Genomic DNA, 23,002 nt, shown 5'->3' on the forward strand with positions numbered 1-23,002 from the left:
GCTAGCGGTTCCTTGCTTCGAGCTGGCGGCTGAGAATGGTCGAGAACTCGTCGGCAAAGCCTTCCAGCCGCCCGATCATCTTGCCGGCATCGGAACTCAGCTTGTTATAGGCGATAACCGCCGGAATGGCCGCGACGAGGCCGATGGCCGTGGCGAACAAGGCTTCGGCAATGGGGCCGGCGACCACGGCCAGATTGGTGCTCGACGAGGCGGCAATGGCGGTAAAGGCATTCATGATGCCCCAGACCGTACCGAACAGGCCAATGAACGGGCCGGCCGAACCGATGGTAGCCAGGAAGCCAAGGCGCTTTTCGAGATGCTCGCTCTCGCGGGCAATGGCCACATCAAGCACCTTGTCGAGGCGTTGCTGCATGCCCACGAAGCTGGCGGCATTCTGCTCGTGGCTGCGCTTCCACTCCTTCATGGCGGCGACGAAGACGGCGCCCAGCCCGCCCGAGGCCCGTTCGGACTGCTGCTGATAGAGCTCTTCCAGCGACTGGCCGGACCAGAACACGCGCTCGAAGCGGTTCATCTCCGCCTGGGTGCGGCGATAGGTGATGGTCTTGTCGACAATGATGGCCCAGCACCAGATCGAGGCGCCCAACAGGCCAAGCATCACCGCCTTGACCACCAGGTCGGCGGCCCAGAACAGCCCCCAGATGGATAAATCGGCGTGCGGGGCAACCGCCCCCACAGCGTCCATGGCTTCCATGTCGTGATCCCTTTCGGCCCGGTTCGCGCACCCGACCCTCAAACATCAGGCGATGGGGTCGAAATCTGTCAAAATTAAGAGAAATGCCCCGAGAACCGGCCCTTTGCTGGATGGCTCCCGGACACGTGTCCGCTTTGCCGCAATTATGGTCAAGAAGAGGTTAAGAAAGAGAGTCGGGGCAACAAGTTGTGAAGGAACGTCATCCCCTGGAGCCCGTTGAGCGGCAGGCGCCGTTCCCGGCGCATTCCACAGGAGGAAGCTCATGACGATCCGTATCGCGTCCCTGGCCGCCATCACGTCGGTCGCAATGCTGCTGGCCGCTCCGGCTTATGCCGAAATGCTCAACATGACGGCCGAGCTTACCGGGGCCGCCGAGGTTCCCGCCAATGATTCCGCCGGCACGGGCACGCTCGAAGCCACCTATGACACCGAGACCATGATGTTCACCTGGACGGTCAACTATGAGGGGCTGACCGGCGATGCCACCGCCGCGCATTTCCACGGACCTGCCGCTGCCGACGCCACGGCCGGCCCGGTTATCCCGATCGATGGCGATCTCGCCAGCCCGATCGAAGGCTCGGCCACGCTGACCGAGGAACAGGCCACCCAGCTCCAGGATGGCATGTGGTATTTCAACGTCCACACCGCCGAATATCCCGATGGCGAAATCCGCGGCCAGGTAACGGCTGCGGCGATGTAGCAGAAGGGGACCGTCAGTCGGTCCCCTTTTTATCGGCAAGCGCCCTGATGGCGGCGGGCATCCGTGCGGCGCCGCCACTGGTCCTGATGGCCACGACGATCACGCTGGCGCGCGTCAACACTACGCCGTCACGTAAAATTGTCTGCGCCAGCGTCAGCCGTGCGCCGCTGACAGCGGCGATTTCGGTGGTGACATCAAGCAGATCATCGATATGGGCGGCGCCATCGAAGGCGATTTCCATGGAGCGGACGGCAAAGGCGATACCTTCGGCTGCCAGCTCGGAATGATGGATGCCCTCGTCGCGCAGGAATTCGGTGCGGCCGCGCTCGAAGAATTTGAGGTAGGCCGCGTGATAGACATTGCCGGAAAAATCGGTGTCTTCGTAATAGATGCGGACGGGGAAGCTGTGCCGGGTCACTCCACCGCCTCGCCTTCGTGGAACACGACATGTTCCGGCACGCCGGACAGCGCGCGCAGTCGCGCCGGCAGCCAGGGCGGCAGCAGGTTGGCGTCTTTCAGCGCCGGCCCTTCGAGCGGCAGCCAGGAGAATTGCAGCAAATGCCCCTCATCCTCGCGCACGAGGAAAGGCTGCTGGCCGCCCGGCCGCACATTATCGGGCAGTTCGATGGCATAGATGAAGCCGAGCTCGTGATAGCGGTCGCCCTCGCGGCCATAAAAACTCTCCGAGGTGAAGAGCAGCGGGCCGATCTCGACCGGCATGACCAGTTCCTCGGCCATTTCGCGCACCAGCGCCACATTGCTGGGCTCGCCCATCTCGACGCGACCGCCCGGCAGCATGCAATAGCTGTCATGGTCCTCACGGCAGACCAGCACATGCCCATCGCGCATGGCCACACCGGCCACGCGATAGTTGAAACAGGTGCCCCCGACCGGAAAGCTCAGCAGGATGCGCTGGTTCATTCCGCTTCCGGCTCCTCGAAGAGGCTCTGCTGCAGGCCGACAAAGCCCTGCGGCACGACCTTGCCCAGATGCTGGAAGGCGGCGCCGGTCAGCATGCGCCCGCGCGGGGTACGCTGGATAAAGCCCTGCTGGATCAGATAGGGCTCGACGATTTCCTCGATGGCGTCGCGCGGTTCGCTCAGTGCCGCAGCAATGGTTTCGATGCCGACAGGACCACCATTGTAGAAATCGGCAATGGTGGTGAGATAGCGCCGATCGAGCTGGTCGAGCCCGCGCGCATCGACATCGAGCCGCAACAGCGCCTTGTCGGCAATGGCACGGGTGATTTCGCCCGAGCCATCCACCAGCGCGAAATCGGTCACCCGGCGCAGCAGGCGCCCGGCAATACGGGGCGTGCCGCGGGAACGGCGGGCGATTTCCATCGCCCCATCGGGCGCCATCGGCATGCCGAGCAGCCGCGCGCCGCGCGTCACGATTTGCACCAGTTCCTCGGGCGTATAGAAATTGAGCCGCACCGGAATGCCGAACCGGTCGCGCAGGGGCGTGGTAAGCAGACCCGCGCGCGTGGTGGCGCCGACCAGGGTGAACTTGGCAAGGTCGATCCGCACCGAACGGGCAGCCGGCCCCTCGCCGATGATGAGATCGAGCTGGAAATCCTCCATCGCCGGATAGAGCACTTCCTCGATCGCCGGATTGAGCCGATGGATTTCGTCGATGAACAGCACATCGCGCTCTTCGAGATTGGTCAGCAGCGCCGCGAGATCACCCGCCTTGGCGATGACCGGACCGGACGTGGCGCGGAAACCGACGCCCAGCTCGCGCGAAATGATCTGCGCCAGCGTGGTCTTTCCCAGGCCCGGCGGACCGACGAACAGCACATGATCAAGCGCCGTGCCGCGCTTCTTGGCCGCTTCGATGAACACTTCGAGATTGGCCCGCGCAGCCGCCTGCCCGACGAATTCGGCAAAGCCGGACGGGCGCAGAGAGACGTCAAGCGGATCGTCGCGGCCGGCGGCGGGAGAGGTGAGATCGGTCACGCGAGCATCCGAGCTGCAATCAGGGTCAGTGCAAAAAGCAGCTTCGCTTCCCGCTCATGATCAGTGAAGCCCCCGAACCCGTCGATCGGTCCATCATAGATCTCTTCTCCGCCAGCATCTGGATAAATCACTTGCATACCCCCGTGACGAGCTTTGATGTAGCCGGATAACTCATCTAACTTCAAAACCTCGTACTGCTCTGGAACCGAAGGCGCGGTCAGCTTTAGCGTTAGGCCAAGGCGCTCCGCAGCTTCGAGCACCAGTTCAGGTGTGGCAGGTGGCTTTGGCCTCGCCAGGCCTAATTTCTCAATCTGCTCGACAAAAGACGTCATCATGTTCACCAGAGAGGTTCCACAAACGCTCCAAATGAGCGTTCAACGAGCCTCAATTGCTCAACTCCCTAAGCCCCAGCCGGATCAGCTTTTCCGTCGGCACGCCATCCCCCTCCCGCGCCACGATCCGCGCCAGTGCCGCCGACGCTTGCGCGCTGGAATAGCCGAGATTGGTGAGCGCCGAGACGGCGTCGGCAATAGCAGACGGAGCGACGCCTTCGCCCAAAGCCGCCTGCAGGCCGAGCGTGCCGGCGTCGATACCCGGGCCGGTGGGCGCCTTGCCCTTGAGTTCGGTGACGAGGCGCACGGCGAGCTTGGGGCCGACGCCATTGGCGCGGCCGACCATTGCCTTGTCCTGCAGGGCCACCGCGCTGGAGAGTTCGGCCGGCGACAGCACAGAAAGAATGGACAGCGCCACGCGGGCGCCGACACCCTGCACCGTCATCAGCAGGTTGAACCAGCCCTTCTCGCCTTCGCTGGCAAAGCCATAGAGCCGGATCATATCCTCGCGGACAATGGTCTCGATGAAGACCACCGCCGCCTCGCCGACGCGCGGCAAGGCCTGCAATGTCCGGCTTGAGCAGAAGGCCTCGTAACAGACGCCGCCGCAATCGATCAGCACGAAATCATCGCCGAAGCTGTCGACCAGCCCCTTGAGCTTGCCGATCATGCCAGCGCCCTCAGCCGCTGATTGGATACCCGGTGATGGGCATGGCAGATAGCGATGGCCAGCGCATCGGCGGCGTCTGCTCCCTTGAAATCAGCCGCCGGCAGCAATGTCTTGACCATGAGCTGGATCTGTCCCTTGTCGGCATGCCCGGTGCCCACCACCGATTTCTTGACCAGGTTGGCGGCATATTCGGCAACCGGCAGGCCGCGCGCCGCCGGCGTCAGCAGCGCCACGCCGCGCGCCTGCCCCAGGATCAGCGCCGAACGCGCCCCGGCATTGACGAAGGTTTCTTCCACCGCCGCCTCCTCGGGCGCGAAACGATCGAGCACCTCGCCCAGCCCTGTGAATAACAAAGCAAGACGTTCGGCCAGCGAACCGTCGACATCAGGCGTCACCGTGCCTGACGCAACGAAGGTCAGCCGGTTGCCCAGTGTCTCGATGATCCCCCAGCCGCAGCGGCGCAGGCCGGGGTCGATTCCGATGATTCGGGTGGCAGCACTCATGGCCCAATCCTTAACAACGCAGGGCCAGCCTACCAAGGCCAATGTGAACAAATAGGCAACAGGGCCGGTGGAAAACCTTATAGTCGATAAAATTCTACCCATCGCGCAAACACCATCTTCAAGCCGCGCCCCTAGTTTCCGCCACGGGAATGCAGGGGCAAAGCATGACGGAACTCGGCCGGAACCTACCGAAGCGCGCGTGGCTGCGCATTTATCGCGTCACGGGGGGCAATCACCCTCATCTCGGTAGTGCTGTCGGTAATCCTGACCAACATGATCATGGAAACCTTCTCGGCCGGGATAAACGTGCAGGGACTGGCGGTTTCGATCCTCATGCCGCTGACTTTGGGCGGACCGATGACCTGGTTTCTGGTGCTGAAACACCAGCAGCTGCGCCACGCCAACGACCAGCTCAAGCATCTGGCGAGCACCGACTGGCTGACCGACTGCCTCAACCGCGGCGCCTTTACCGGCGCGGTCAGCCGCCATCTCGACCGCTGCGCACCCAGGGATCCCGGCGGCGCATTGCTGATCGTGGATGCCGACGACTTCAAGAGCGTCAACGACCGCTTCGGCCATGATGCCGGCGACGAGGCCCTGCAGCTGATCGCCTGCGCCATCCGCAAGGCAGTGCGCGATAACGATCTGGTGGGCCGTCTGGGCGGGGAGGAATTCGGTGTTTTCCTCGCCGAAGCCAATGTGGCGACTGCCGACCAAGTGGCTGAGAGCATTCGCCACGCGATCTCCGTTCTCGTTTTCGCCCCCGGCGACACACCCTGCCCGCTTTCGGTCAGTATCGGCGGGGCTACCTATGCCCCTGGCGCAACCTTTGCCGAACTCTATCGCCTTGCCGACCAACATCTCTACGAAGCCAAGAATACGGGCCGCGATCGCGTCGCCATGATGCAGGCCGCCTGACTATGGAGACGCCGACCGCCTGATTGTTTCGTTCATTGCCACGGCACCCGCGCCGCCCTGCCCGATGCAGGGTGGCGAGCCCGCCATTTCAAACCGAGAGTATGCAATGATGCCGTCCAAGACTTTGACTGCCCTGCAAAGCTGGTCCAGCGTCGGTCGCTGGACACTGTTTGGCACGATGGCCTGCGTCCTGGTCTCGGTGGGATTCAACGCCTTGATGTTCGGCAACATGGGACCCGAGGCCCTGCGCCGATCCGTCATCAGCGCCATCGTGCTGCCCATCCTGCTGGGCGTGCCGCTATTCTTCTATATGAGCATGCGGGTGCGCGGGCTTGCCATCACCAATCTGCGGCTTGGCCTGGTTGCCCGCACCGACAGCCTGACCGCCTGTCTCAATCGCGGGGCCTTCACCGGCAAGGTGAGCACGCTGCTGGCCCAGCGCGGACGCGACACCAATGGCGCCCTGCTGATGATCGACGCCGACAATTTCAAGGCGATCAACGACCTGTTCGGCCATGATGCCGGCGACGAGGCCCTGACCATCATCGCCCGTTCCATCCGCACTACCTTGCGGGCCGGAGACCTGGTGGGCCGCATGGGCGGCGAGGAATTCGGCGTCTATCTGCCTGATGTCGACCAGCGCGGCACCGAAGCCGTGGCCGAGCGCATCCGCCGCTCGGTCAACCTGGCGGTCTTCGCGCCAGATGGCAAACAGCGCCCGCTCTCGGTCAGCATCGGTGGAGTGGCCTTCGAGGGATCGGCCAGTTTTTCCGAGCTGTTCCGCATTGCCGACCAGCGCCTCTACGGCGCCAAGCAGACCGGCCGCAACCGCGTCGCCGTGGTGCATGTGGCCGACCATCCGGCCATCGGCCTCAAGCGCAGCGCGTGAAAAAGGCGGCGCCGTCAGGCACCGCCTGCAACAATCAGTAGACCACATCCTGGGCCTGTCGAAGCCTCATCCTGAGCCTGTCGAAGGACGAGATCGTGACACCATCCAGTCACGCCCCCATGGTTCGACAAGCTCACCACGAGGACGACTGAACGACTAGGCTTCCAGCTTGGCCGCGTCTTCGTCGCTCATCTCGAAGTTCGAATAGACGTTCTGCACGTCATCGTCTTCCTCGAGCGTATTGATCAGCTTCATCAGCGTCGCGCCCTTTTCGGCGTCGATCGGGGTATTGGTCTGCGGCTTCCAGATCGCCTTGACCGATTCGGCTTCGCCCAGAGCCTTTTCCAGCGCCGCGGCCACATCCACCATCGCTTCGAAGCTGGTGGTGATGTAGTGGCCCTCTTCGTCGCTCTCGACATCGTCGGCGCCGGCCTCAATGGCGGCTTCCATCACGGCATCTTCCGAGCCGGCGCTCAGCGGATAGGTGATCTCGCCGACCTTGTCGAACATGAAGCCGACCGAATTGGTTTCACCCATCGCGCCACCATTCTTGGAGAAGTAGGAGCGGACATTGGAGGCGGTGCGGTTGCGGTTGTCGGTCAGCGTCTCGACGATGAGGGCGACGCCGCCGGGGCCGTAGCCCTCGTAGCGGATTTCATCGTAATTATCGCCGTCAGAGCCGATCGCCTTCTTGATGGCGCGGTCGATATTGTCCTTGGGCATGGACTGGGCGCGGGCATTGACCACAGCCAGGCGCAGGCGCGCATTGAAGGCCGGGTCGGGCATGCCCAGCTTGGCGGCGACGGTGATTTCACGCGCCAGCTTGGAGAAAATCTTGGAGCGCACCGCGTCGGACTTGCCTTTGCGGTGCATGATGTTTTTGGCGTGTGAATGGCCGGCCATCGGTCACTCCCCTCGAATAGGAAAAGCTGGTTTGGTGGCGCGTTATAGGCAAGCGCAACCCGATTGTGAAGCGCCTAGCGCTCGAGCGGGGTGAGCGTGATGCGGGACGCCTGGTCCGCCAGACGGTCGGCAAGCGCGTTGGCATCGGCCTCGGTCAGGGCGCCGCTGATAACCACCACGCCATCCATGATCGGTGTCTGCACGACCGGGGAGGTCAGCAATTCGCCATCCACCCGCAACTCGATGACGTCGCCGATATGCTCCAGTGTGAGCTTGGCGAACGCCTTCCGTGCCTCGGGCGTCAGCACGATTTCAACAGTCGGCAGGGCGGTGAAGGGATCGCGGCTTGCCGTGGCTGTTTCGACGGCCAGCAGGATATCGGCCGCCAGGGCGGATGGGACAAGCAGCAGCATCGACATGACCGCGCCTGCCAGCGCGCGCCTGCTAGCCATCGCCGAAATCCGGCTCGGCCTGGGCCAGCGAGCCGCCGATGCGAAGCGGCAGCACCTTGAGGGCAAGTCCGGTGCGCGGATCGGTCTCCACAGCCACGCCGCACAATGTCGCTTCGCCCTCGGCCGGGGTGAAGCGGCCATTGGGAATGCCGGTGAGGAAGCGGTTGAGCGGCTCGTCGCTTTCGGTGCCGATGATGGAGTCGAAATCACCGCACATGCCGGCATCGGCCATCAGCGCCGTGCCGCCGCGTAGCACGCGGTGATCGGCAGTCGGAATATGGGTATGCGTGCCCACGACAAGGCTGACCTTGCCATCGAGAAACACACCCATGGCCTGGATTTCCGAAGTCGCCTCGGTGTGGAAATCCACGATTATGGCATCGGCCTGCTCGCCCAGTGGACAGGCGGCCACCGCCGCCTCGACGGCGCGGAACGGATCGTCGATGGGCGGCATGAACACCCGGCCCTGCGCATTGATGACCAGCACGCGGTGGCCATTGCGCCCTTCGACGAACATGGCGCCGCGCCCCGGCGTACCGGGTGGCATGTTGATGGGGCGGATCAACGTGGTTTCGCGCTCGATATAGCTCAGCGCCTCGCGCTGGTCGAAGGCGTGGTCACCCAGCGTCACGATATCGGCGCCGGCATTGCGGATGGCGTTGAAATGCGGCTCAGTCAGCCCCTTGCCGTGGCTGGCATTCTCGCCATTGACCACCACGAAATCAAAGCGATGGCGCTCGATAAGACCCGGCAGGCGTTCGTTGACGGCATCGCGCCCGGCGCGGCCCATGACATCGCCCAGAAACAGAAACCTCATGCGTCAGCGCCGAAATGGCGCACACCGGTCTCGGTGACGATGGCGTCGAGCGGCACATCATGCGGCTCGCGCGGAATACTCTCGAGCTCCTGGGCAGCGAAGGCCAGGCCGATCAGCTTCGGTTTCTTGGTCATGGAGGCCAGTGTCCGGTCATAATAGCCGCCACCATAGCCCAGCCGCGTGCCCGTGCCGTCAAAGCCGAGCAGTGGCATGATGACGATATCGGGCTCGGCCTTGGGCGCCAGTTCGGACGGGGCCAGCGTGCCGAAGCCCGATTCATAGAGCGAGGCGCCCTGCTCCCAGATGCGCAGGTCGAGCGGCTGCTCGGGCCCGAGCACCACAGGCAGGACCACGGTCTGGTTGCTGTCCATCAGCTTGACCAGGATGGGTTGGCAATCGAGCTCGTCGCGGATGCGCCAATAGGCGGCGACCACGTCGCTCGCCTGCAGCGCAATGCCGTCGAAGAAATGGCGGGCAGCGGCCTTGGCTGCCTCGGCGCGCTCTTCATGATCGAGCAAGGCCCGCGCCGCCCTGGCCCTCATCCGCAACGCTGCCTTGGCTTCCTCGATCATCTCGTCAACCATGGGGCGTACGCAACCTGCTCAAAACAATAGGTGCCGCCCTGGCCGTGGGATATGCGATCCCGGGAACCTACTTTACGCAGGTGGGCGCCGTTTGTCCGAGCCCACGGGCCCGGTCAGGGACAGCTCCCTTAGGATCGATAAGGCCCCGGGGATATTGGTATCCATCACGCACCGGGCAGCAGCCAAGATATAGGCGCTTTGGCCGGCGGTGCAAAGGGTGCGTTAGAGGAGATCGAACCAGTCCTGGTTTTGGTGGAATATGCGCTGAATAACGATGCCGCCTTCGACCGTCTGATAGACCAGAAGATGGGCGCCAAAATACCTTACACGCAGCGGGATCGAGCTCCCGGTGCGCTCCGGAGACGCCAGCGGGTGATCGGCCGCAAACTGGGCGGCATTCAGCATGAACGCAAAATACCGCTCGGCGGCGCGCGGACCAAACTGGTCCAAGCTCGATTGATAGAGTGCGTCAGCATCATTGAGAGCCTGCTCCGAGAAGCGATAGCCCATCAGGCAGCATCCGGCTTATCGATACCCGCCTTGCGGCGGACCCTGTCAAAGATTTCTTCCGGTGTGAGAGGACTGACACCGCTATCTATGCCCTCCTGCACCAGCCGCTCGAATTCCGCTTTCTTGGCCGCCCGCTCCTGATCCCGGCGCACGAGGTCGCGGACATAGTCGCTGGCATTGCCGTAGCGACCGGTCTGGACCTGGTCTTCCACCCACTGTTTCATCTTGTCGGGCAGGGAAACATTCATCGTGGCCATGGCGGGTCTCCTTCTCGGTCCCCTTGACTATAGGTATTTTGGCAAACTTTGCCAACAATTCGCGTCATCGGCCCGTCATCGCCCCTGCCTAGGCTGGAACCGTTCCAAGGAGAACGACGCCATCCATTGCTGTTGAAGGGGCAATCCAGATGACCGACCAATCCCGCTTGTTCAAGACTTCCCAGCTCGAAGCGGCCGATGCCGAGCCGCGCAATGCCACATCCAATCCCACTATGGGCGAACTGATCAGCGCGCGCTTCTCGCGCCGCGGCTTCCTGCAGGGCTCGCTGGCCGTATCGGCCATTGCCGCCACGGTCAGCCCGCTGGCTTTGCTCAGCGCCCGCGATGCCCGGGCCCAGGAAGGCGGCTCGGCCTTTTCGTTCACCGAAGTGGAAGCCGGTATCGACGAGACCCATCACGTCGCCGAAGGCTATGATGCCGATATCCTGCTGCGCTGGGGCGATGGCCTGTTCCCCGACGCACCCGAATTCGATCCGACGGCACAGACGCCGGCGGCCCAGGCGCGCCAGTTCGGCTACAATAACGACTATGTCGGCTATATCCCGCTCGAGGGTTCGTCCGAGCATGGCCTGCTGGTCGTGAACCATGAATATACCAATCCGCACCTGATGTTCCCCGGCCTGGTCACGCTGGTCGAGGGCGCGTTGACGCTCAACCCGCTCAGCAAGGAGCAGGTGGATATCGAAATGGCCGCCCATGGCGGCACCGTGGTCGAAATCCGGAAGGTCGACGGCAAGTGGCAAGTGGTCAGGGATGGCCAGTATAACCGCCGCATCACCGCCGATACCGAGATGGAACTGACCGGCCCCGCCGCCGGCCATGACCGGCTCAAGACCAATGCCGATGCCACCGGCACCAAGGTATTCGGCACCATCAACAATTGCGCCGGCGGCGTCACGCCCTGGGGCACCTACATCATGGCCGAGGAAAACATTCACGGCTATTTCGGCGGCGAACTGCCCGCCGACCATCGCGAAGCCGCCAATTACGACCGCTTCGGCATTCCCGAAGGCTCCTATGAATGGGCCAGTTTCTACGACCGCTTCGACGTCTCCAAGGAGCCCAACGAGCCCAACCGCTTCGGCTATATCGTCGAAGTGGACGTGATGGACCCCAATTCCATGCCCAAGAAGCGCACTGCCTTGGGCCGCTTCAAGCATGAAGGCGCCGAATCCATCGTGGCGGCCGACGGTCGCGTGGTCTTCTACCTGGGCGACGACGAGCGCTTCGACTACGTCTACAAGTTCGTCACCTCGGGCACCTACAATCCCGACGACCGCGCCGCCAATATGGACCTGCTCGACGAGGGCACGCTCTACGTCGCCAAATTCGCCGAGGACGGCTCCCTGCAATGGATGCCGCTCGTTCATGGCGAAGGCCCGCTGACCGAGGACAACGGCTTTGCCAGCCAGGCCGACGTCATCATCGAAACCCGCCACGCCGCCGACCTGCTCGGCGCCACCAAGATGGACCGCCCCGAAGACATCCAGCCCAATGGCGTCAACGGCAAGGTCTATGTGATGCTGACCAACAATACCCGCCGCGAAGCCGACCAGGTGGATGCCGCCAATCCGCGTGCGGAAAATGCCTTCGGCCACATCATCGAGATCGCCGAGGCCGATGGCGATTTCGCCGCCACATCAGGCACCTGGGAAGTGCTGCTCCAGTGCGGCGACCCCGCCATCGCCGAGGTGGGCGCCACCTTCTCCAGCGCCACGACAGAGAACGGCTGGTTCGGCATGCCCGACAATTGCGCCGTGGATTCACTGGGCCGGCTCTGGGTTTCGACCGACGGCAACAATCCCTCCGATACCGGCCGCACCGATGGCCTCTGGGCGGTAGACACCGAGGGCGCGGCCCGCGCCACGTCCAAGCTGTTCTTCCGCGTGCCGGTCGGCGCCGAAATGTGCGGCCCGCTCTTCACCCCGGATGATGAGACCGCCTTCGTGGCGGTGCAGCACCCGGCCGATGGCGGCGACGACTGGGATGGCTTCGGCCGGGTCTCCTATTACGAGGACCTGTCGACGCGCTGGCCCGACTTCGACGACGCCATGCCGACGCGGCCTTCCGTGGTGGTGATCACCCGGCAAGGCGGCGGCAAGATCGCCGTCTGACGCAATTGAACGGAGCCGTCGCCCGAGGGCGGCGGCTCAATCGACCCCGCGCGACTTGTTTCCGGCCCGGCTGATCGCCAATATCGTGTTGTCCGGAGACAACCGATGTTTGCCCAGATCCTGATCGTCATCATCGTCGCCATCGTCATTTCCGCGCTGGCCGAGCGGCGCAATGTGCAGCCGGCGCTGCTGGTGGCCATAGTGGGGCTGGTCGCTTCCTTCATCCCCGGCATGCCGCGACTGGAGCTGGAGCCCGAAATCATCCTTGGCGTGGTGCTGCCGCCCATGCTGTTCTCGGCCGCCAGCGGCTTCTCCTTCTCCAGCTTTGCCCGGCGCCTGGGTTCCATTGTCAATCTCGGCGTCTTCATGGTGTTCGGCACCACGGCCCTGGTCGACATCGTTGCTGTCACGGTTCTGCCCGAACTCGGCCCGGCGGCGGCGATCGTGCTGGGCGCGGTGCTCGCTCCACCTGATGCCGTCACTGCCATCACCATCGGCCGCAAAGCCGGCCTGCCGGTGGCGCTGATGACCGTGCTCAAGGGCGAGAGCCTGATCAATGACGCTGCCGCATTGACATTGTTTGCCGTCGCCGTGGCTGCCGCAGCCGGCACGCATGCCTTCATCGACAGCACGCCGCTCTATTTCCTTTATGCCGCCGTGGTCGGGATCATCCTGGGCATACTGATCGGCAACCTGGCGCAACTGGCGCGCCGCAAACTGGGCAATCCGTCGCTGGCGACCGCCGTGTCGGTCATCGTGCCCTTTGCCGCCTATCTGCTGGCCGAGGAAATCCATGCCTCGGGCGTGCTGGCAGTGGTCGCGGCCGGTTTCGCCCTGGGGCATCATTCGGCCGAATCCGGCTATGAGGAGCGCATCCAGGAGCGGCAATTCTGGCGCACCATCGATACGCTGCTCGAAACCTTCGTCTTTGCCTATATCGGCCTGCAACTGCGCTTCGTCATCACCGACGCCATCGAGGCCGGCTACGATATGTGGCGACTGGCCGGCGCGGCCGCCGCCATTTTCGTCGCCACCGTGGCCATTCGTTTCGGCTGGGTCTTTATCACCGCCTTTATCGCCCGGCGGCGTCGCGCCGCTGCCGTGCGCCGTCCGGCCAGGATCGCGCGACCGGGACGCCGGGAGCGACCGCCATCTCCCCCGCCGCTGACCTGGAAGGAGAATGTCGTCCTCTCCTGGACCGGCATGCGCGGCGTGGTGACGCTGGCCGCCGCGGCCGGCGTGCCGCTGGTGACAGCCAGCGGCGCCGATTTCCAGGGCCGCGAGGCCATCCTGTCACTGGCCTTCCTCGTCACCATCGCCACATTGCTGATCCAGGGGCTGACCTTGCCCTGGCTGATCAAGCGGCTCGACCTGACCAATCCCGATGACGGCAAGCATATCGCCGAACAGCATGCGCTGGCGGTGAAGATTGCCGACAAGGCAACCCTCGAAGCGCTTGCCGAATATCGGGTCGCGCATGAGGCGCCGTCCTCGCGCCGGCTGGTGGACATCATGGCCAAGCGGGCGACCCACAATGCCGAGGCCGAGCCGGCCATACCGGCATTCGATCAGGCCGAAGCCCTGGCTTTGGGCAATATCCTGCTCGAAGCCCGCCGCAAGCAGCTCATCGCCGCACGCGACGCCCGCGAACTGGACGATACCGTGCTGCGCGACATGCTCGAGCAGATGGACCTGGAACAGGCCTTCATGGACAGTCTTGGCAAGGAGCCGTGAAGCTGTTTCGGGTCGGTTTCCCCAAGCACCGCATCCTGTGTCCGTGACTCACCCCCACCCTTGATCCCTCCCTACAAGGGGGAGGGAGACGATGAACACTAGCCTCAGAGCTGGCGCCTCCCTCCCCTCGATGGGGAGGGATTGAGGGTGGGGTGACGGGAGCCACGGAAGTCTAGGTGAACACTCCCCGAAGGAAGAGGTGAGTAAGCGCTTAGCCCTGCGGCACCGGCGCGGCTTCATCCAAAGCGCCGGCAACGCCTTCCAGCGCCTTGGCGGCATCGGTGAGCTTGGCGGCGAACTTGCCTTCCAGCGCCTCGATCTCGGCGGCCACTTCCTGGCCGGCGCGAGTCAGCACCAGCACTTCCTCTTCCAGCGCCTTGATGCGCTTCTCGGCCTCGGCCAGTTCGTCGACCACGGCGATGCCCGCCATGACCGTCAGCCGGTTGTCGCCGATTTCCCCTACCGCGCCCTTGAGCGATTCAACGTGGTTGTTGAGCCGCTCGGCCAGCCCGATCAGATGTTTCTGCTGGCCCTCTTCGCAGGCCATGCGGTATTTGCGGCCATTGATCTCGACATTGACTTCGGGCACCGCTCTTACTCCGCCTTGGCCAGCACTTCGCGCACCGTTTCCATCGCCTCGACCAGGCGGCGGGACACGTCATGCGCGCTGTCGTCGAGCCTTTTGGCCCGGGCGGCGGTCTTGTCGAGCTCGGTGGCGAGGCGCGCGCGCTCATGCACCAGGCGCTGGGTATCGACCTCGATGCGGTTCTGCTGGCGCAGCCGCGTGCCCAGATTGCGCATGGATTGATCCAGCCGCGCCATGGCGCGATCGAACCGCGCATTGGCAGCGGTCAGCCCGTCTTCAAGTTCCGTGTCACTCATCGCTGTTACGGTCCTCTGCCCATGGGCGATTCCAGCACGCACAGCGTGCCCTAGCACTGCCGGCAATGCAACCATGCGACCACCCGACGTGATGGCGCCGTCATTGACAGGATAGGCGAACCTGTTATGCCCTAGACCCGCCTTTGGGAGGAGGCTTTCGGCGCCTCTTCTCCCCAGAATTCCAGCCTGATGAAAGCGCGAACCCGATGACGAACACCGCCCAGCAGAACGAACTGGCCAATGCGATCCGCTCCCTGTCCATGGACGCGGTCGAGAAAGCCAATTCCGGCCATCCGGGCCTGCCCATGGGCTGCGCCGATATCGCCACGGTGCTGTTCACCAAGGTCATGAAATTCGACCCCGCGGACAGCAAGTGGGCCGATCGCGACCGCTTCATCCTGTCGGCCGGCCACGGCTCGATGCTGCTCTATTCCAGCCTCTACCTGCTCGGTTATGAGGACATGACCATCGAGCAGATCAAGAATTTCCGCCAGCTCGGCTCCAAGACCGCCGGCCATCCCGAATTCGGCCATGCCAGCGGCATCGAGACCACGACGGGCCCGCTGGGCCAGGGCGTGGCCAATTCGGTCGGCTTTGCCGTGGCCGAAGCCAAGCTCGCTGCCGAGTTTGGTGCCGATATCGTCGATCATCACACCTGGGTGCTGGCCGGCGACGGGTGCCTCATGGAAGGCATTTCCCAGGAAGCCATCTCACTGGCCGGGCACCTCAAGCTCAACAAGCTGACCGTGATCTGGGACAACAATTCGATCACCATCGACGGCGCCGTCTCCAACGCCGACTCGACCGACCAGATCGCCCGCTTCAAGGCGGTGGGCTGGAACACGATCGAGATCGACGGGCATGACCAGGATGCCATCGAAAAGGCGCTGCTGGCCGCCAAGGCCTCGACCGACAAGCCGACGCTGATTGCCGCCAAGACCACGATCGGTTTCGGCGCCCCCAAGAAGGCCGGCACCGAGAAGGTGCATGGCTCCCCGCTCGGGGCCGAGGAACTGGCCGGCGCCAAGGCCGCGCTCGGCATCGACTACCCCGCCTTCGAAATCCCCGCCCATATTCTGGACACCTGGCGCGCTGCCGGACGGCGCAGCCAGAACCTGCGCGGCGAGTGGGAATCCCGCCTCGCCGCCTCCGACAAGAAGGCCGAATTCACCCGCCGCATGGCTGGCCACCTGCCGTCCGGTTTTGCCGATGCCATGGCCGCGTACAAGCAGAAGCTGGCCGCCGACAAGCCCAAGGTTGCGACCCGCAAGTCCAGCCAGATGGCGCTCGAAGTGATCAACAAGATCACCCCCGAAACGCTGGGCGGCTCGGCCGACCTCACCGGTTCGAACCTGACCAATACGCCCGAGACCCTTCCCTTCCAGGCCGATAACCGGTTGGGTCGCTACATGATGTATGGCATCCGCGAGCATGAAATGGCCGCGGCCATGAATGGCGTGGCCCTGCATGGCGGGCTCATTCCCTATGGCGGCACCTTCATGGTCTTTACCGACTATGCCCGCCCGGCCATCCGCCTCTCGGCGCTGATGGAACAGCGCGTCATCTATGTGATGACCCACGATTCCATCGGCCTGGGCGAAGACGGCCCGACCCACCAGCCGGTGGAGCATCTGTCGGCCCTGCGCGCCATTCCCAACCTGCTGGTCTTCCGCCCGGCCGACGCCATGGAAACCGCCGAATGCTGGGAACTGGCGATGGAAACCGCCGATCATCCCTCCATCCTGGCGCTGTCCCGCCAGAACCTGCCGGCTTTGCGCACCGAATATTCGGCCGAGAACAAGTCGGCCAAGGGCGCCTATAGCCTGATCGGCCCTGACGATGCCGACGCGGTGATCTTCGCCACCGGCTCGGAAGTCGCCATCGCCGTGGATGCCCAAAAGGAACTGGCCGACAAGGGCATTTCGGCCCGCGTCGTCTCGGTGCCTTCAATGGAACTCTTTGCCAAGCAGTCCGACGCCTACAAGGCTGAGGTGATCGGCAAGGCCAGGGCGCGCGTGGCGGTGGAAGCCGGCATCGAGATGAGCTGGAACAAGCTGCTGGGCGAGAAGGGCCGCTTTGTCGGCCTCCATTCCTTCGGCGCCTCAGGCCCGATCGACGCGCTCTATGCCCACTTTGGCATTACACCAAAGGCCGTTGTTGAAGCGGTGACCGCACAGTTGTAAGGAGGCTCTGCCTCCCTTCTCCTAACCCCTCCCAAGGAGCGTCTTTTCATGGCAATCCGCGTCGCCATCAATGGCTTTGGCCGTATCGGCCGCAACATCCTGCGCGCCATCATCGAGATCGGGCCGTACCGACATCGTGGTCGTGGCTATCAACGATCTCGGCCCGGTCGAGACCAATGCCCATCTGCTGCGCTATGACAGCGTGCATGGCCGCTTCCCCCATGACGTGAAGGTCGATGGCGACACGATCGATGCCGGCCGCGGCCCCATCAAGGTGACGGCGATCCGCAATCCCGAAGAGCTGCCGCATGCGGCGCTCAAGGTCGATATCGCGCTCGAATGCACCGGCATCTTCACCTCCAAGGAGAAAGCCAGCGCCCACCTCAAGGCCGGCGCCAAGAAAGTGGTGATTTCCGCGCCGGGCGACGGCGCCGACAAGACCATCGTCTATGGCATCAACCACCAGAGCCTGACCAAGGACGACGTGGTGATCTCCAACGGCTCTTGCACCACCAATTGCCTCGCGCCCATGGCCATGATCATGAACGAGCTTGTCGGCATCGAGAAGGGAATGATGACCACGGTCCATTCCTATACCGGTGACCAGCCCACGCTCGACACCATGCACAAGGACCTCTATCGCGGCCGCGCTGCCGCCCTCAGCCAGATCCCAACCTCGACCGGCGCTGCCAAGGCCATCGGCCTGGTGCTGCCCGAGCTCAAGGGCAAGCTGGACGGCATTTCGGTGCGCGTGCCGACCCCGAATGTGTCGTTGGTCGACCTCAAGTTCCTGGCCGGCCGCGAAGTCACGGCGCAGGAAGTCAACGATGCGCTGATCGCCGCTGCCGACGGCAAGCTCAAGGGCGTGATGACCTATACGACCCATCCGCTGGTTTCGAGCGACCTCAACCACGATCCGCATTCCTGCACGATCCTGCTCGACCAGACCAAGGTTATCGGCGGCAATTTCGTGAACATCATGGGCTGGTACGACAACGAGTGGGGCTTCTCCAACCGCATGGCCGACACCACAGTCGCCCTGGGCAAGACGCTCTAGTTCGCACCCGCGCACTACAAAAGCCCCGCCGCTCCGCGGCGGGGCTTTTTGTTTGCTGACACGATCTGTCAGAGTGGCGACCTACTTCCGAACAGGAACAGCGGTCCGCATGTTTGGCCCCACCCCACCCTCAATCCCTCCCCATCATGGGGAGGGAGGCCCAGCTCAGAGACCAGTGTTCATCGTCTCCCTCCCCCTTGTGGGGAGGGATCAAGGGTGGGGGTGAGCCACACGCACCGAGACAAGAGAAGGCAAGATGGACAAGATCGACTACCGCCGCACGCTCAGCCACTACGCGGCCAAAAGGACGATCGAGCTGATCCATGTCCCGGAAATGGCTTTCGTCATGGTGGATGGCGCGGGCAATCCCAACTCCGCCCCGGCCTATCAGAGCGCCATCGAATGGCTCTATTCGACCAGCTATGCACTGAAATTTGCCGCCAAGGCGCTCGGCCATGACTATGTCGTGCCGCCGCTCGAAGGGCTGTGGTGGGCCGATAACCCGGCCGACTTCACCGCGCGCCGCAAGGACAACTGGCGCTGGACCATGATGATCATGGCGCCCGATTTCATCACCGATGCGATGTTCGACGCCGCAGCAGCCAAGGCCGCGAACAAGCTGGGCAAGGCACCGGCAAGCCTGCGGCTGGAAGCAAGAAACGAGGGTGCATGCCTGCAGGTGCTGCATATCGGCAGCTACGATGACGAGGGCCCAATCCTGGCGCAACTGCATGATGTCGAAATGCCCGCCCGCGGCCTGACCTTCAACGGCCATCATCACGAAATTTACCTGAGCGACGCCCGCCGCACCGCGCCGGACAAGCTCAAAACCATCCTGCGCCAGCCGGTGCGTCCGGCCTGAATGCTTGCCAGCCGGACCGAACAGTTCTTATTTCCGTGGGTGAACATGCAGGGCAGCGAGCCATCATGAGTCTCGATCGGACCATCCGCTGGCGCGGGCTCGACCCCGCTAGTATCGAACACTGCCACGTCATTTCCACCGAGCGCGACACGCGCATTCGCGGCACCATCATCACGCCCAACTATGGCCTGTTCTACCGCATCAAGCTCGACGATACCGAGCATGTGCGCACAGTCAGGCTGGAGCGTACCGACGGCGCTGTGCTCGAACTCTTCTCCGATGGCGCCGGGGACTGGTCGGACGATCGGGCCGAACCGCTGCCGGCTTTGCGCCATTGCCTCGATATCGACATCTGGCCGACCCCGCTCACCAATTCACTGCCACTCTGGCGCTGCCAATGGACCATCGACCAGCCACAGCGCTTCGCCATGGCCTGGATCGACGGCGACGACATGACCGTCAAGCGCAGCGAGCAGATTTACACCCGGCTCGACGCCACCCATTTCCGCTTCCAGGGTGCCGAGGGTTTTGAGCGGATCATCGAGGTCGATGCCGACTTTCTGGTGGTCGACTATCCGGGCCTCTTCACCCGCCAGGACTAGCGAGCCTGTCACCCGCGAGTCATCGAATCAGCTTAGAAGCCACCCTGTTCATGCAGGGACGCCAGCCATGTTCCATATCATACGGCCCATTTTCGGCAGCCTGCCCATTGCCTCGGTGCTGATCGGCCTAGCCGGCCAGCCCGCCATGCTGGTGCTGCCGCCGGCGCTGACCACCGCCCTGGTCCTGCTGCGCGATAGGCTGATCCGCCGAAGGGTCGGCCAGGCCGCCTGGCCCAGCGACGGCTTTGCCCGCCATGTGCTGGTGGACGATCTGGGACGGCTGGTCTGCATCACCCTGCTCGGCCTGCCGCTCTTCCTCCTCGGCGACCTGCTGCGCCAGCTTTTGCCGCATTCCTGACCGGCAGATTTTTGCCGGCTGCGCTTCCCCCTTCGCGCCGCTCTGCTACGCCACGGCGACGACCTGTTTTGTCGCGTTTTCGAACCGCAAAACGCTCTAGACCACCGGGAGGCAACCAATGTCCGCGACCTTCAAGACCCTCGACGAGCTCGACCTCAAGAACAAGCGCGTGCTGCTCCGGGCCGACCTCAACGTGCCGGTCGCCGACGGCAAGGTCACCGACGCTACCCGTATCGAGCGGCTGGTCCCCACCATCCGCGAAATCGTCAAGCATGACGGCAAGGCGATCCTGCTGAGCCATTTCGGCCGTCCCAAGGGCAAGGTCGATCCGCAATTCTCGCTGGAACAGGTCTGCGAGGCCGTGGCCAATGAAACCGGCCACCCCGTGGGCTTCGTCGCCACCGACTGGACCGATGTGTCCCACGCCCAGCAGGCCATTGAATCCGCGCCTGCAGGCTCGGTGCTGATCCTCGAAAACACCCGTTTCCACCCCGGCGAGGAAGCCAACAATCCCGAACTGGCCCAGCGCATGGCCAGCCTTGGCGATGTCTATGTCAACGATGCCTTCTCGGCCGCCCACCGCGCCCATGCCTCGACCGAGGCCCTGGCCCATCTGCTGCCGGCTGCCGCGGGCCTGGCCATGCAGGCCGAGCTCGAAGCGCTGGAAGCCGGCCTCGGCAAGCCGAAAAAGCCTGTCATCGCCATTGTCGGCGGCGCCAAAGTGTCGTCCAAGATCGACCTGCTGGAAAACCTCGTGACCAAGGTCGATGGCCTCGTCATCGGCGGCGGCATGGCCAACACGTTCCTCCATGCCCAGGGCTACAGCGTCGGCAAGTCGCTGGCCGAGAAGGATCTAGCCGAAACCGCTTTGCGCATCATGGACAAGGCCGTCGATAGTGGCTGCGCCATCATCCTGCCCATCGATGCCGTGGTCGCCTGGCACTTCAAGGCCGATACCCCCACCCGCCTCTACGGCGTCGACGCCATCGACAATGACGGCATGATCCTCGATATCGGCCCCTCCTCCATCGAGCGCATTGCCGGCGCCATCGACGATGCCCATACCGTGGTCTGGAATGGCCCGATGGGCGCCTTCGAGATGAACCCCTTCGACGCGGGCACCGTCGCCATCGCCAAGCATGTCGCTAAGCGCACCCATGACGGCAAGCTGGTTTCCGTGGCCGGCGGCGGCGACACCGTCGCGGCTTTGGCCCATGCCGGCGTCAAGGACGCCTTCACCTATGTCTCCACCGCCGGCGGCGCCTTCCTCGAATGGATGGAAGGCAAGCCCCTGCCCGGCGTTGAGGCCCTGAAGAAATAGTTTCCGTGTTGTGAAACTTTCTCTTGTCAGGCCAACCCGACCCAGATAGTTTCCACATCAAGAAACTATCTGGAGTTCCAATGTGTCCCTGACGCTCTACCTGCACCCGCTCGCCTCGTTCTGCCACAAGGTGCTGATCGCCCTTTACGAGAACGGCACGCCCTTCACCGCCGAGATCGTCGACCTGGGCAATCCGGACTCGGCCCGGCAGGTGACCGACCGATGGCCGGTCGGCAAGATACCTGTGCTCGAGGACAAGGCCCGCAACCGGGTCATCCCCGAAACCAGCATCATCATCGAATATCTCGAACGCCACTATCCAGGCCTGGCAAAACTGTTGCCGGACGAGGCGGAAGCGGCGCTCGACACGCGCCTCTGGGACCGTTTCTTCGATCAATATGTGCAGGTGCCCATGCAGAAGATCGTGGTCGACCGCATCCGGCCGTCAGGCACCACCGATGCGCATGGCGTGGCCGAGGCGCGCAACACCCTGCGCACCGCCTATGCCATGATCGACGGCCAACTGGCCGGCCGCGACTGGGCCGTGGGCGACAGCTTCACCCTGACCGATTGCGCCGCCGCGCCCGGCCTGTTCTTTGCCGCTATTGTGGAGCCTTTTCCGGCCGAATATGCCAATCTGGCGGCCTATTTCGAACGGCTGCTGGCGCGGCCCAGCGTAAACAGGGCCCTTGGCGAGGCCCGGCCCTATTTCGACATGTTCCCTTATCGGGACGCCATGCCGGCGCGGTTCCTGGCCGGTTGACGGAGGCGAAGCTGCAGACCGAACAAGCCCAGCTCGACCGGCTTTTCCAGTCCCTGGCCGACCCATATCGCCGCGCCATGGTGACCCGCCTCGTGGAGGGACCAGCCTCGATGAGCGAACTGTCCGCCATGCTTCACCTGGCACTGCCCTCGACCCTCAAGCATTTGCAGGTGCTTGAAAACGGCGGCATGGTGGCCTCGAGCAAACAGGGCCGCGTCCGCACCTTCGCCATCGACAAGCAGGGGCTGGCGGCAATGCAGGCCTGGCTCACCGAGCATCAGCGCCAGCTCAATGCCGGCTTCGACCGCCTCGAAGCCCTGATGCGGGCCACGCCCGAAGAGAATGAGCCATGACCAGCCTGTCGGACCGCCACTCCACCTTTACCGTCGAACGCATTCTGCCCGGTCGCCCCACCCATGCCTGGCGCTTCTGGGCCGATCCAGCATTGAAGCAGGCGTGGTCAGGCTGCCACCCGGATTGGACCATGCTGGAGGAAGTGCATGACTTCCACACCGGCGGGCGCGACTTCAGCCGCATGCGCGACACGGAAGGCGCCATCCACAGCATGGACATGCGCTACCTAGACCTGCTGCAGCCGCAGCGCATTCTCTACGCCTATACGATGCATCTCGACGCCACCCCGCTTTCCGCCTCGCTGGTGACCATCGACCTGACGCCGAAAAGCGACGCAACCAGCATGGTCTATACCGAGCAGCTGACCATGCTGGCCGGTGACACGGCGCAGCGGCGCGCGGGCACCGGCGACGGCTTCGACCGGCTGGTACTGGAAATGGAGCGCGCGCTGGCGGTGCTTCAATAAGCCGGCCATTCCCCTTTCGTCGCATAACCACAGGTCTAATCGCGGCGGCAAAAACGAAAGTCTAATCTCCGGCCAATCCC

28 protein-coding genes, 1 other RNA gene and 1 pseudogene are annotated in these 23,002 nt (G+C 63.7%); 14 read left to right on the forward strand and 16 right to left on the reverse strand.

All coding sequences use genetic code 11. The features are described from left to right. Position 1: 1 nt before the first annotated feature. On the reverse strand, positions 2 to 703 hold the full coding sequence (gene tolQ / locus FPZ08_RS11810) for a protein TolQ (RefSeq protein ID WP_146293109.1): 702 nt from the start codon (positions 701 to 703) through the stop codon (positions 2 to 4). A 271-nt stretch (positions 704 to 974) separates the two neighbouring features. Here tolQ and FPZ08_RS11815 point away from each other — a divergent pair, with 271 nt between their 5' ends. Then, the gene (locus FPZ08_RS11815) at positions 975 to 1,412 is read left to right on the forward strand and encodes a CHRD domain-containing protein (protein WP_146290210.1); all 438 of its coding nucleotides are present in this window, start codon (positions 975 to 977) and stop codon (positions 1,410 to 1,412) included. 13 nt (positions 1,413 to 1,425) lie between these two features. Here the strand turns inward: FPZ08_RS11815 and FPZ08_RS11820 are convergent, their stop codons facing one another. Genes FPZ08_RS11820 through ruvC form a run of 6 tightly spaced genes read right to left on the reverse strand, consistent with a single transcriptional unit; the run spans position 1,426 to position 4,875 of the window. Continuing rightward, complete coding sequence (locus FPZ08_RS11820) at positions 1,426 to 1,830, reverse strand: YbgC/FadM family acyl-CoA thioesterase (RefSeq protein WP_146290211.1); 405 nt, start codon at positions 1,828 to 1,830, stop codon at positions 1,426 to 1,428. Then, positions 1,827 to 2,333: an NUDIX hydrolase gene (locus FPZ08_RS11825; protein ID WP_146290212.1), complete on the reverse strand. Its 507-nt coding sequence runs from the start codon at positions 2,331 to 2,333 to the stop codon at positions 1,827 to 1,829. Before FPZ08_RS11825 ends, FPZ08_RS11820 begins: the two co-directional genes overlap by 4 nt. Beyond that, positions 2,330 to 3,370, reverse strand: coding sequence for a Holliday junction branch migration DNA helicase RuvB (ruvB, locus tag FPZ08_RS11830; RefSeq protein ID WP_146290213.1), 1,041 nt, complete (start codon positions 3,368 to 3,370; stop codon positions 2,330 to 2,332). The genes FPZ08_RS11825 and ruvB overlap by 4 nt, the downstream gene beginning before the upstream one ends. Continuing rightward, positions 3,367 to 3,711, reverse strand: a complete 345-nt coding sequence (locus FPZ08_RS11835; protein ID WP_146290214.1) for a hypothetical protein — start codon at positions 3,709 to 3,711, stop codon at positions 3,367 to 3,369. Before FPZ08_RS11835 ends, ruvB begins: the two co-directional genes overlap by 4 nt. A gap of 43 nt (positions 3,712 to 3,754) precedes the next feature. Then, entirely contained in the window at positions 3,755 to 4,372 is a 618-nt protein-coding gene (gene ruvA, locus FPZ08_RS11840; protein ID WP_146290215.1) for a Holliday junction branch migration protein RuvA, read from the reverse strand. Continuing rightward, positions 4,369 to 4,875, reverse strand: coding sequence for a crossover junction endodeoxyribonuclease RuvC (ruvC, locus tag FPZ08_RS11845; RefSeq protein WP_146290216.1), 507 nt, complete (start codon positions 4,873 to 4,875; stop codon positions 4,369 to 4,371). The genes ruvA and ruvC overlap by 4 nt, the downstream gene beginning before the upstream one ends. Before the next feature lie 249 nt (positions 4,876 to 5,124). Here ruvC and FPZ08_RS11850 point away from each other — a divergent pair, with 249 nt between their 5' ends. Beyond that, on the forward strand, positions 5,125 to 5,793 hold the full coding sequence (locus tag FPZ08_RS11850; protein ID WP_146290217.1) for a GGDEF domain-containing protein: 669 nt from the start codon (positions 5,125 to 5,127) through the stop codon (positions 5,791 to 5,793). A 106-nt stretch (positions 5,794 to 5,899) separates the two neighbouring features. Further along, positions 5,900 to 6,682: a GGDEF domain-containing protein gene (locus FPZ08_RS11855; RefSeq protein WP_186766964.1), complete on the forward strand. Its 783-nt coding sequence runs from the start codon at positions 5,900 to 5,902 to the stop codon at positions 6,680 to 6,682. A gap of 156 nt (positions 6,683 to 6,838) precedes the next feature. Here FPZ08_RS11855 and FPZ08_RS11860 read toward each other — a convergent pair whose 3' ends face one another. The 7 genes from FPZ08_RS11860 to FPZ08_RS11890 all read right to left on the reverse strand — a co-directional run bounded on the left by FPZ08_RS11860 (position 6,839) and on the right by FPZ08_RS11890 (position 10,205). Next, positions 6,839 to 7,585: a YebC/PmpR family DNA-binding transcriptional regulator gene (locus FPZ08_RS11860; RefSeq protein WP_146290219.1), complete on the reverse strand. Its 747-nt coding sequence runs from the start codon at positions 7,583 to 7,585 to the stop codon at positions 6,839 to 6,841. A 74-nt stretch (positions 7,586 to 7,659) separates the two neighbouring features. Continuing rightward, entirely contained in the window at positions 7,660 to 8,037 is a 378-nt protein-coding gene (locus FPZ08_RS11865; protein WP_146290220.1) for a SecDF P1 head subdomain-containing protein, read from the reverse strand. Next, entirely contained in the window at positions 8,030 to 8,854 is an 825-nt protein-coding gene (locus FPZ08_RS11870; protein WP_146290221.1) for a TIGR00282 family metallophosphoesterase, read from the reverse strand. Before FPZ08_RS11870 ends, FPZ08_RS11865 begins: the two co-directional genes overlap by 8 nt. Then, positions 8,851 to 9,438: a 5-formyltetrahydrofolate cyclo-ligase gene (locus FPZ08_RS11875; protein ID WP_146290222.1), complete on the reverse strand. Its 588-nt coding sequence runs from the start codon at positions 9,436 to 9,438 to the stop codon at positions 8,851 to 8,853. The genes FPZ08_RS11870 and FPZ08_RS11875 overlap by 4 nt, the downstream gene beginning before the upstream one ends. A gap of 26 nt (positions 9,439 to 9,464) precedes the next feature. Continuing rightward, positions 9,465 to 9,623: non-coding RNA, 6S RNA (gene ssrS / locus FPZ08_RS11880), on the reverse strand. Positions 9,624 to 9,660: 37 nt separating this feature from the next. Continuing rightward, positions 9,661 to 9,948 carry a type II toxin-antitoxin system RelE/ParE family toxin gene (locus FPZ08_RS11885; protein WP_146290223.1) on the reverse strand — a complete coding sequence of 96 codons (288 nt, stop codon included), beginning with the start codon at positions 9,946 to 9,948 and terminating at the stop codon, positions 9,661 to 9,663. Next, positions 9,948 to 10,205 carry a type II toxin-antitoxin system ParD family antitoxin gene (locus tag FPZ08_RS11890; protein ID WP_146290224.1) on the reverse strand — a complete coding sequence of 86 codons (258 nt, stop codon included), beginning with the start codon at positions 10,203 to 10,205 and terminating at the stop codon, positions 9,948 to 9,950. Before FPZ08_RS11890 ends, FPZ08_RS11885 begins: the two co-directional genes overlap by 1 nt. A 149-nt stretch (positions 10,206 to 10,354) precedes the next feature. Between FPZ08_RS11890 and FPZ08_RS11895 the strand changes: the two genes are divergently transcribed. After that, positions 10,355 to 12,340, forward strand: a complete 1,986-nt coding sequence (locus FPZ08_RS11895) for a PhoX family protein (protein ID WP_146290225.1) — start codon at positions 10,355 to 10,357, stop codon at positions 12,338 to 12,340. Between the two features lie 105 nt (positions 12,341 to 12,445). After that, complete coding sequence (locus FPZ08_RS11900) at positions 12,446 to 14,074, forward strand: cation:proton antiporter (protein ID WP_146290226.1); 1,629 nt, start codon at positions 12,446 to 12,448, stop codon at positions 14,072 to 14,074. 211 nt (positions 14,075 to 14,285) lie between these two features. Here FPZ08_RS11900 and FPZ08_RS22805 read toward each other — a convergent pair whose 3' ends face one another. Both FPZ08_RS22805 and FPZ08_RS11910 read right to left on the reverse strand, forming a co-directional pair. Then, positions 14,286 to 14,663, reverse strand: coding sequence for a cell division protein ZapA (locus tag FPZ08_RS22805; RefSeq protein WP_146290227.1), 378 nt, complete (start codon positions 14,661 to 14,663; stop codon positions 14,286 to 14,288). A gap of 5 nt (positions 14,664 to 14,668) precedes the next feature. Next, the gene (locus FPZ08_RS11910; RefSeq protein ID WP_186766965.1) at positions 14,669 to 14,956 is read right to left on the reverse strand and encodes a DUF4164 family protein; all 288 of its coding nucleotides are present in this window, start codon (positions 14,954 to 14,956) and stop codon (positions 14,669 to 14,671) included. Positions 14,957 to 15,162: 206 nt separating this feature from the next. Here FPZ08_RS11910 and tkt point away from each other — a divergent pair, with 206 nt between their 5' ends. The 9 genes and pseudogenes from tkt (at position 15,163) to FPZ08_RS11955 (ending at position 22,922) form a co-directional block, all read left to right on the forward strand. Then, entirely contained in the window at positions 15,163 to 17,139 is a 1,977-nt protein-coding gene (gene tkt / locus FPZ08_RS11915) for a transketolase (protein WP_146290229.1), read from the forward strand. A gap of 48 nt (positions 17,140 to 17,187) precedes the next feature. Next, positions 17,188 to 18,196 (forward strand): annotated as a pseudogene (gap, locus tag FPZ08_RS11920) (type I glyceraldehyde-3-phosphate dehydrogenase). A gap of 256 nt (positions 18,197 to 18,452) precedes the next feature. Next, positions 18,453 to 19,058, forward strand: coding sequence for a GyrI-like domain-containing protein (locus FPZ08_RS11925; protein WP_146290230.1), 606 nt, complete (start codon positions 18,453 to 18,455; stop codon positions 19,056 to 19,058). Between the two features lie 65 nt (positions 19,059 to 19,123). Beyond that, positions 19,124 to 19,660 (forward strand): putative glycolipid-binding domain-containing protein, encoded by a 537-nt coding sequence (locus FPZ08_RS11930; RefSeq protein WP_146290231.1) that lies wholly within the window; start codon positions 19,124 to 19,126, stop codon positions 19,658 to 19,660. A gap of 67 nt (positions 19,661 to 19,727) precedes the next feature. Next, positions 19,728 to 20,018, forward strand: a complete 291-nt coding sequence (locus FPZ08_RS11935) for a hypothetical protein (RefSeq protein WP_146290232.1) — start codon at positions 19,728 to 19,730, stop codon at positions 20,016 to 20,018. 118 nt (positions 20,019 to 20,136) lie between these two features. Continuing rightward, positions 20,137 to 21,339: a phosphoglycerate kinase gene (locus FPZ08_RS11940; RefSeq protein WP_146290233.1), complete on the forward strand. Its 1,203-nt coding sequence runs from the start codon at positions 20,137 to 20,139 to the stop codon at positions 21,337 to 21,339. An 82-nt stretch (positions 21,340 to 21,421) separates the two neighbouring features. After that, a complete protein-coding gene (locus tag FPZ08_RS11945) occupies positions 21,422 to 22,102 on the forward strand; it encodes a glutathione S-transferase family protein (protein WP_146290234.1) in 681 nt (226 codons plus the stop codon). After that, entirely contained in the window at positions 22,099 to 22,455 is a 357-nt protein-coding gene (locus FPZ08_RS11950) for an ArsR/SmtB family transcription factor (RefSeq protein WP_246132635.1), read from the forward strand. Before FPZ08_RS11945 ends, FPZ08_RS11950 begins: the two co-directional genes overlap by 4 nt. After that, the gene (locus FPZ08_RS11955; protein WP_146290235.1) at positions 22,452 to 22,922 is read left to right on the forward strand and encodes an SRPBCC family protein; all 471 of its coding nucleotides are present in this window, start codon (positions 22,452 to 22,454) and stop codon (positions 22,920 to 22,922) included. The genes FPZ08_RS11950 and FPZ08_RS11955 overlap by 4 nt, the downstream gene beginning before the upstream one ends. The last annotated feature ends 80 nt before the right edge of the window (positions 22,923 to 23,002 follow it).

The organism is Devosia ginsengisoli (assembly GCF_007859655.1).
GTDB lineage: Bacteria > Pseudomonadota > Alphaproteobacteria > Rhizobiales > Devosiaceae > Devosia > Devosia ginsengisoli.

What these genes read in the sequence shown, in the direction of transcription:
- tolQ (WP_146293109.1), bottom strand. Translation starts at nt 703, where the DNA reads ATGGACGCTGTGGGGGCGGTTGCCCCGCACGCCGATTTATCCATCTGG.
- FPZ08_RS11815 (WP_146290210.1), top strand. Translation starts at nt 975, where the DNA reads ATGACGATCCGTATCGCGTCCCTGGCCGCCATCACGTCGGTCGCAATG.
- FPZ08_RS11825 (WP_146290212.1), bottom strand. Translation starts at nt 2,333, where the DNA reads ATGAACCAGCGCATCCTGCTGAGCTTTCCGGTCGGGGGCACCTGTTTC.
- ruvA (WP_146290215.1), bottom strand. Translation starts at nt 4,372, where the DNA reads ATGATCGGCAAGCTCAAGGGGCTGGTCGACAGCTTCGGCGATGATTTC.
- ruvC (WP_146290216.1), bottom strand. Translation starts at nt 4,875, where the DNA reads ATGAGTGCTGCCACCCGAATCATCGGAATCGACCCCGGCCTGCGCCGC.
- FPZ08_RS11855 (WP_186766964.1), top strand. Translation starts at nt 5,900, where the DNA reads ATGATGCCGTCCAAGACTTTGACTGCCCTGCAAAGCTGGTCCAGCGTC.
- FPZ08_RS11860 (WP_146290219.1), bottom strand. Translation starts at nt 7,585, where the DNA reads ATGGCCGGCCATTCACACGCCAAAAACATCATGCACCGCAAAGGCAAG.
- FPZ08_RS11865 (WP_146290220.1), bottom strand. Translation starts at nt 8,037, where the DNA reads ATGGCTAGCAGGCGCGCGCTGGCAGGCGCGGTCATGTCGATGCTGCTG.
- FPZ08_RS11870 (WP_146290221.1), bottom strand. Translation starts at nt 8,854, where the DNA reads ATGAGGTTTCTGTTTCTGGGCGATGTCATGGGCCGCGCCGGGCGCGAT.
- FPZ08_RS11875 (WP_146290222.1), bottom strand. Translation starts at nt 9,438, where the DNA reads ATGGTTGACGAGATGATCGAGGAAGCCAAGGCAGCGTTGCGGATGAGG.
- FPZ08_RS11885 (WP_146290223.1), bottom strand. Translation starts at nt 9,948, where the DNA reads ATGGGCTATCGCTTCTCGGAGCAGGCTCTCAATGATGCTGACGCACTC.
- FPZ08_RS11890 (WP_146290224.1), bottom strand. Translation starts at nt 10,205, where the DNA reads ATGGCCACGATGAATGTTTCCCTGCCCGACAAGATGAAACAGTGGGTG.
- FPZ08_RS11895 (WP_146290225.1), top strand. Translation starts at nt 10,355, where the DNA reads ATGACCGACCAATCCCGCTTGTTCAAGACTTCCCAGCTCGAAGCGGCC.
- FPZ08_RS11900 (WP_146290226.1), top strand. Translation starts at nt 12,446, where the DNA reads ATGTTTGCCCAGATCCTGATCGTCATCATCGTCGCCATCGTCATTTCC.
- FPZ08_RS11910 (WP_186766965.1), bottom strand. Translation starts at nt 14,956, where the DNA reads ATGAGTGACACGGAACTTGAAGACGGGCTGACCGCTGCCAATGCGCGG.
- tkt (WP_146290229.1), top strand. Translation starts at nt 15,163, where the DNA reads ATGACGAACACCGCCCAGCAGAACGAACTGGCCAATGCGATCCGCTCC.
- FPZ08_RS11925 (WP_146290230.1), top strand. Translation starts at nt 18,453, where the DNA reads ATGGACAAGATCGACTACCGCCGCACGCTCAGCCACTACGCGGCCAAA.
- FPZ08_RS11930 (WP_146290231.1), top strand. Translation starts at nt 19,124, where the DNA reads ATGAGTCTCGATCGGACCATCCGCTGGCGCGGGCTCGACCCCGCTAGT.
- FPZ08_RS11935 (WP_146290232.1), top strand. Translation starts at nt 19,728, where the DNA reads ATGTTCCATATCATACGGCCCATTTTCGGCAGCCTGCCCATTGCCTCG.
- FPZ08_RS11940 (WP_146290233.1), top strand. Translation starts at nt 20,137, where the DNA reads ATGTCCGCGACCTTCAAGACCCTCGACGAGCTCGACCTCAAGAACAAG.
- FPZ08_RS11955 (WP_146290235.1), top strand. Translation starts at nt 22,452, where the DNA reads ATGACCAGCCTGTCGGACCGCCACTCCACCTTTACCGTCGAACGCATT.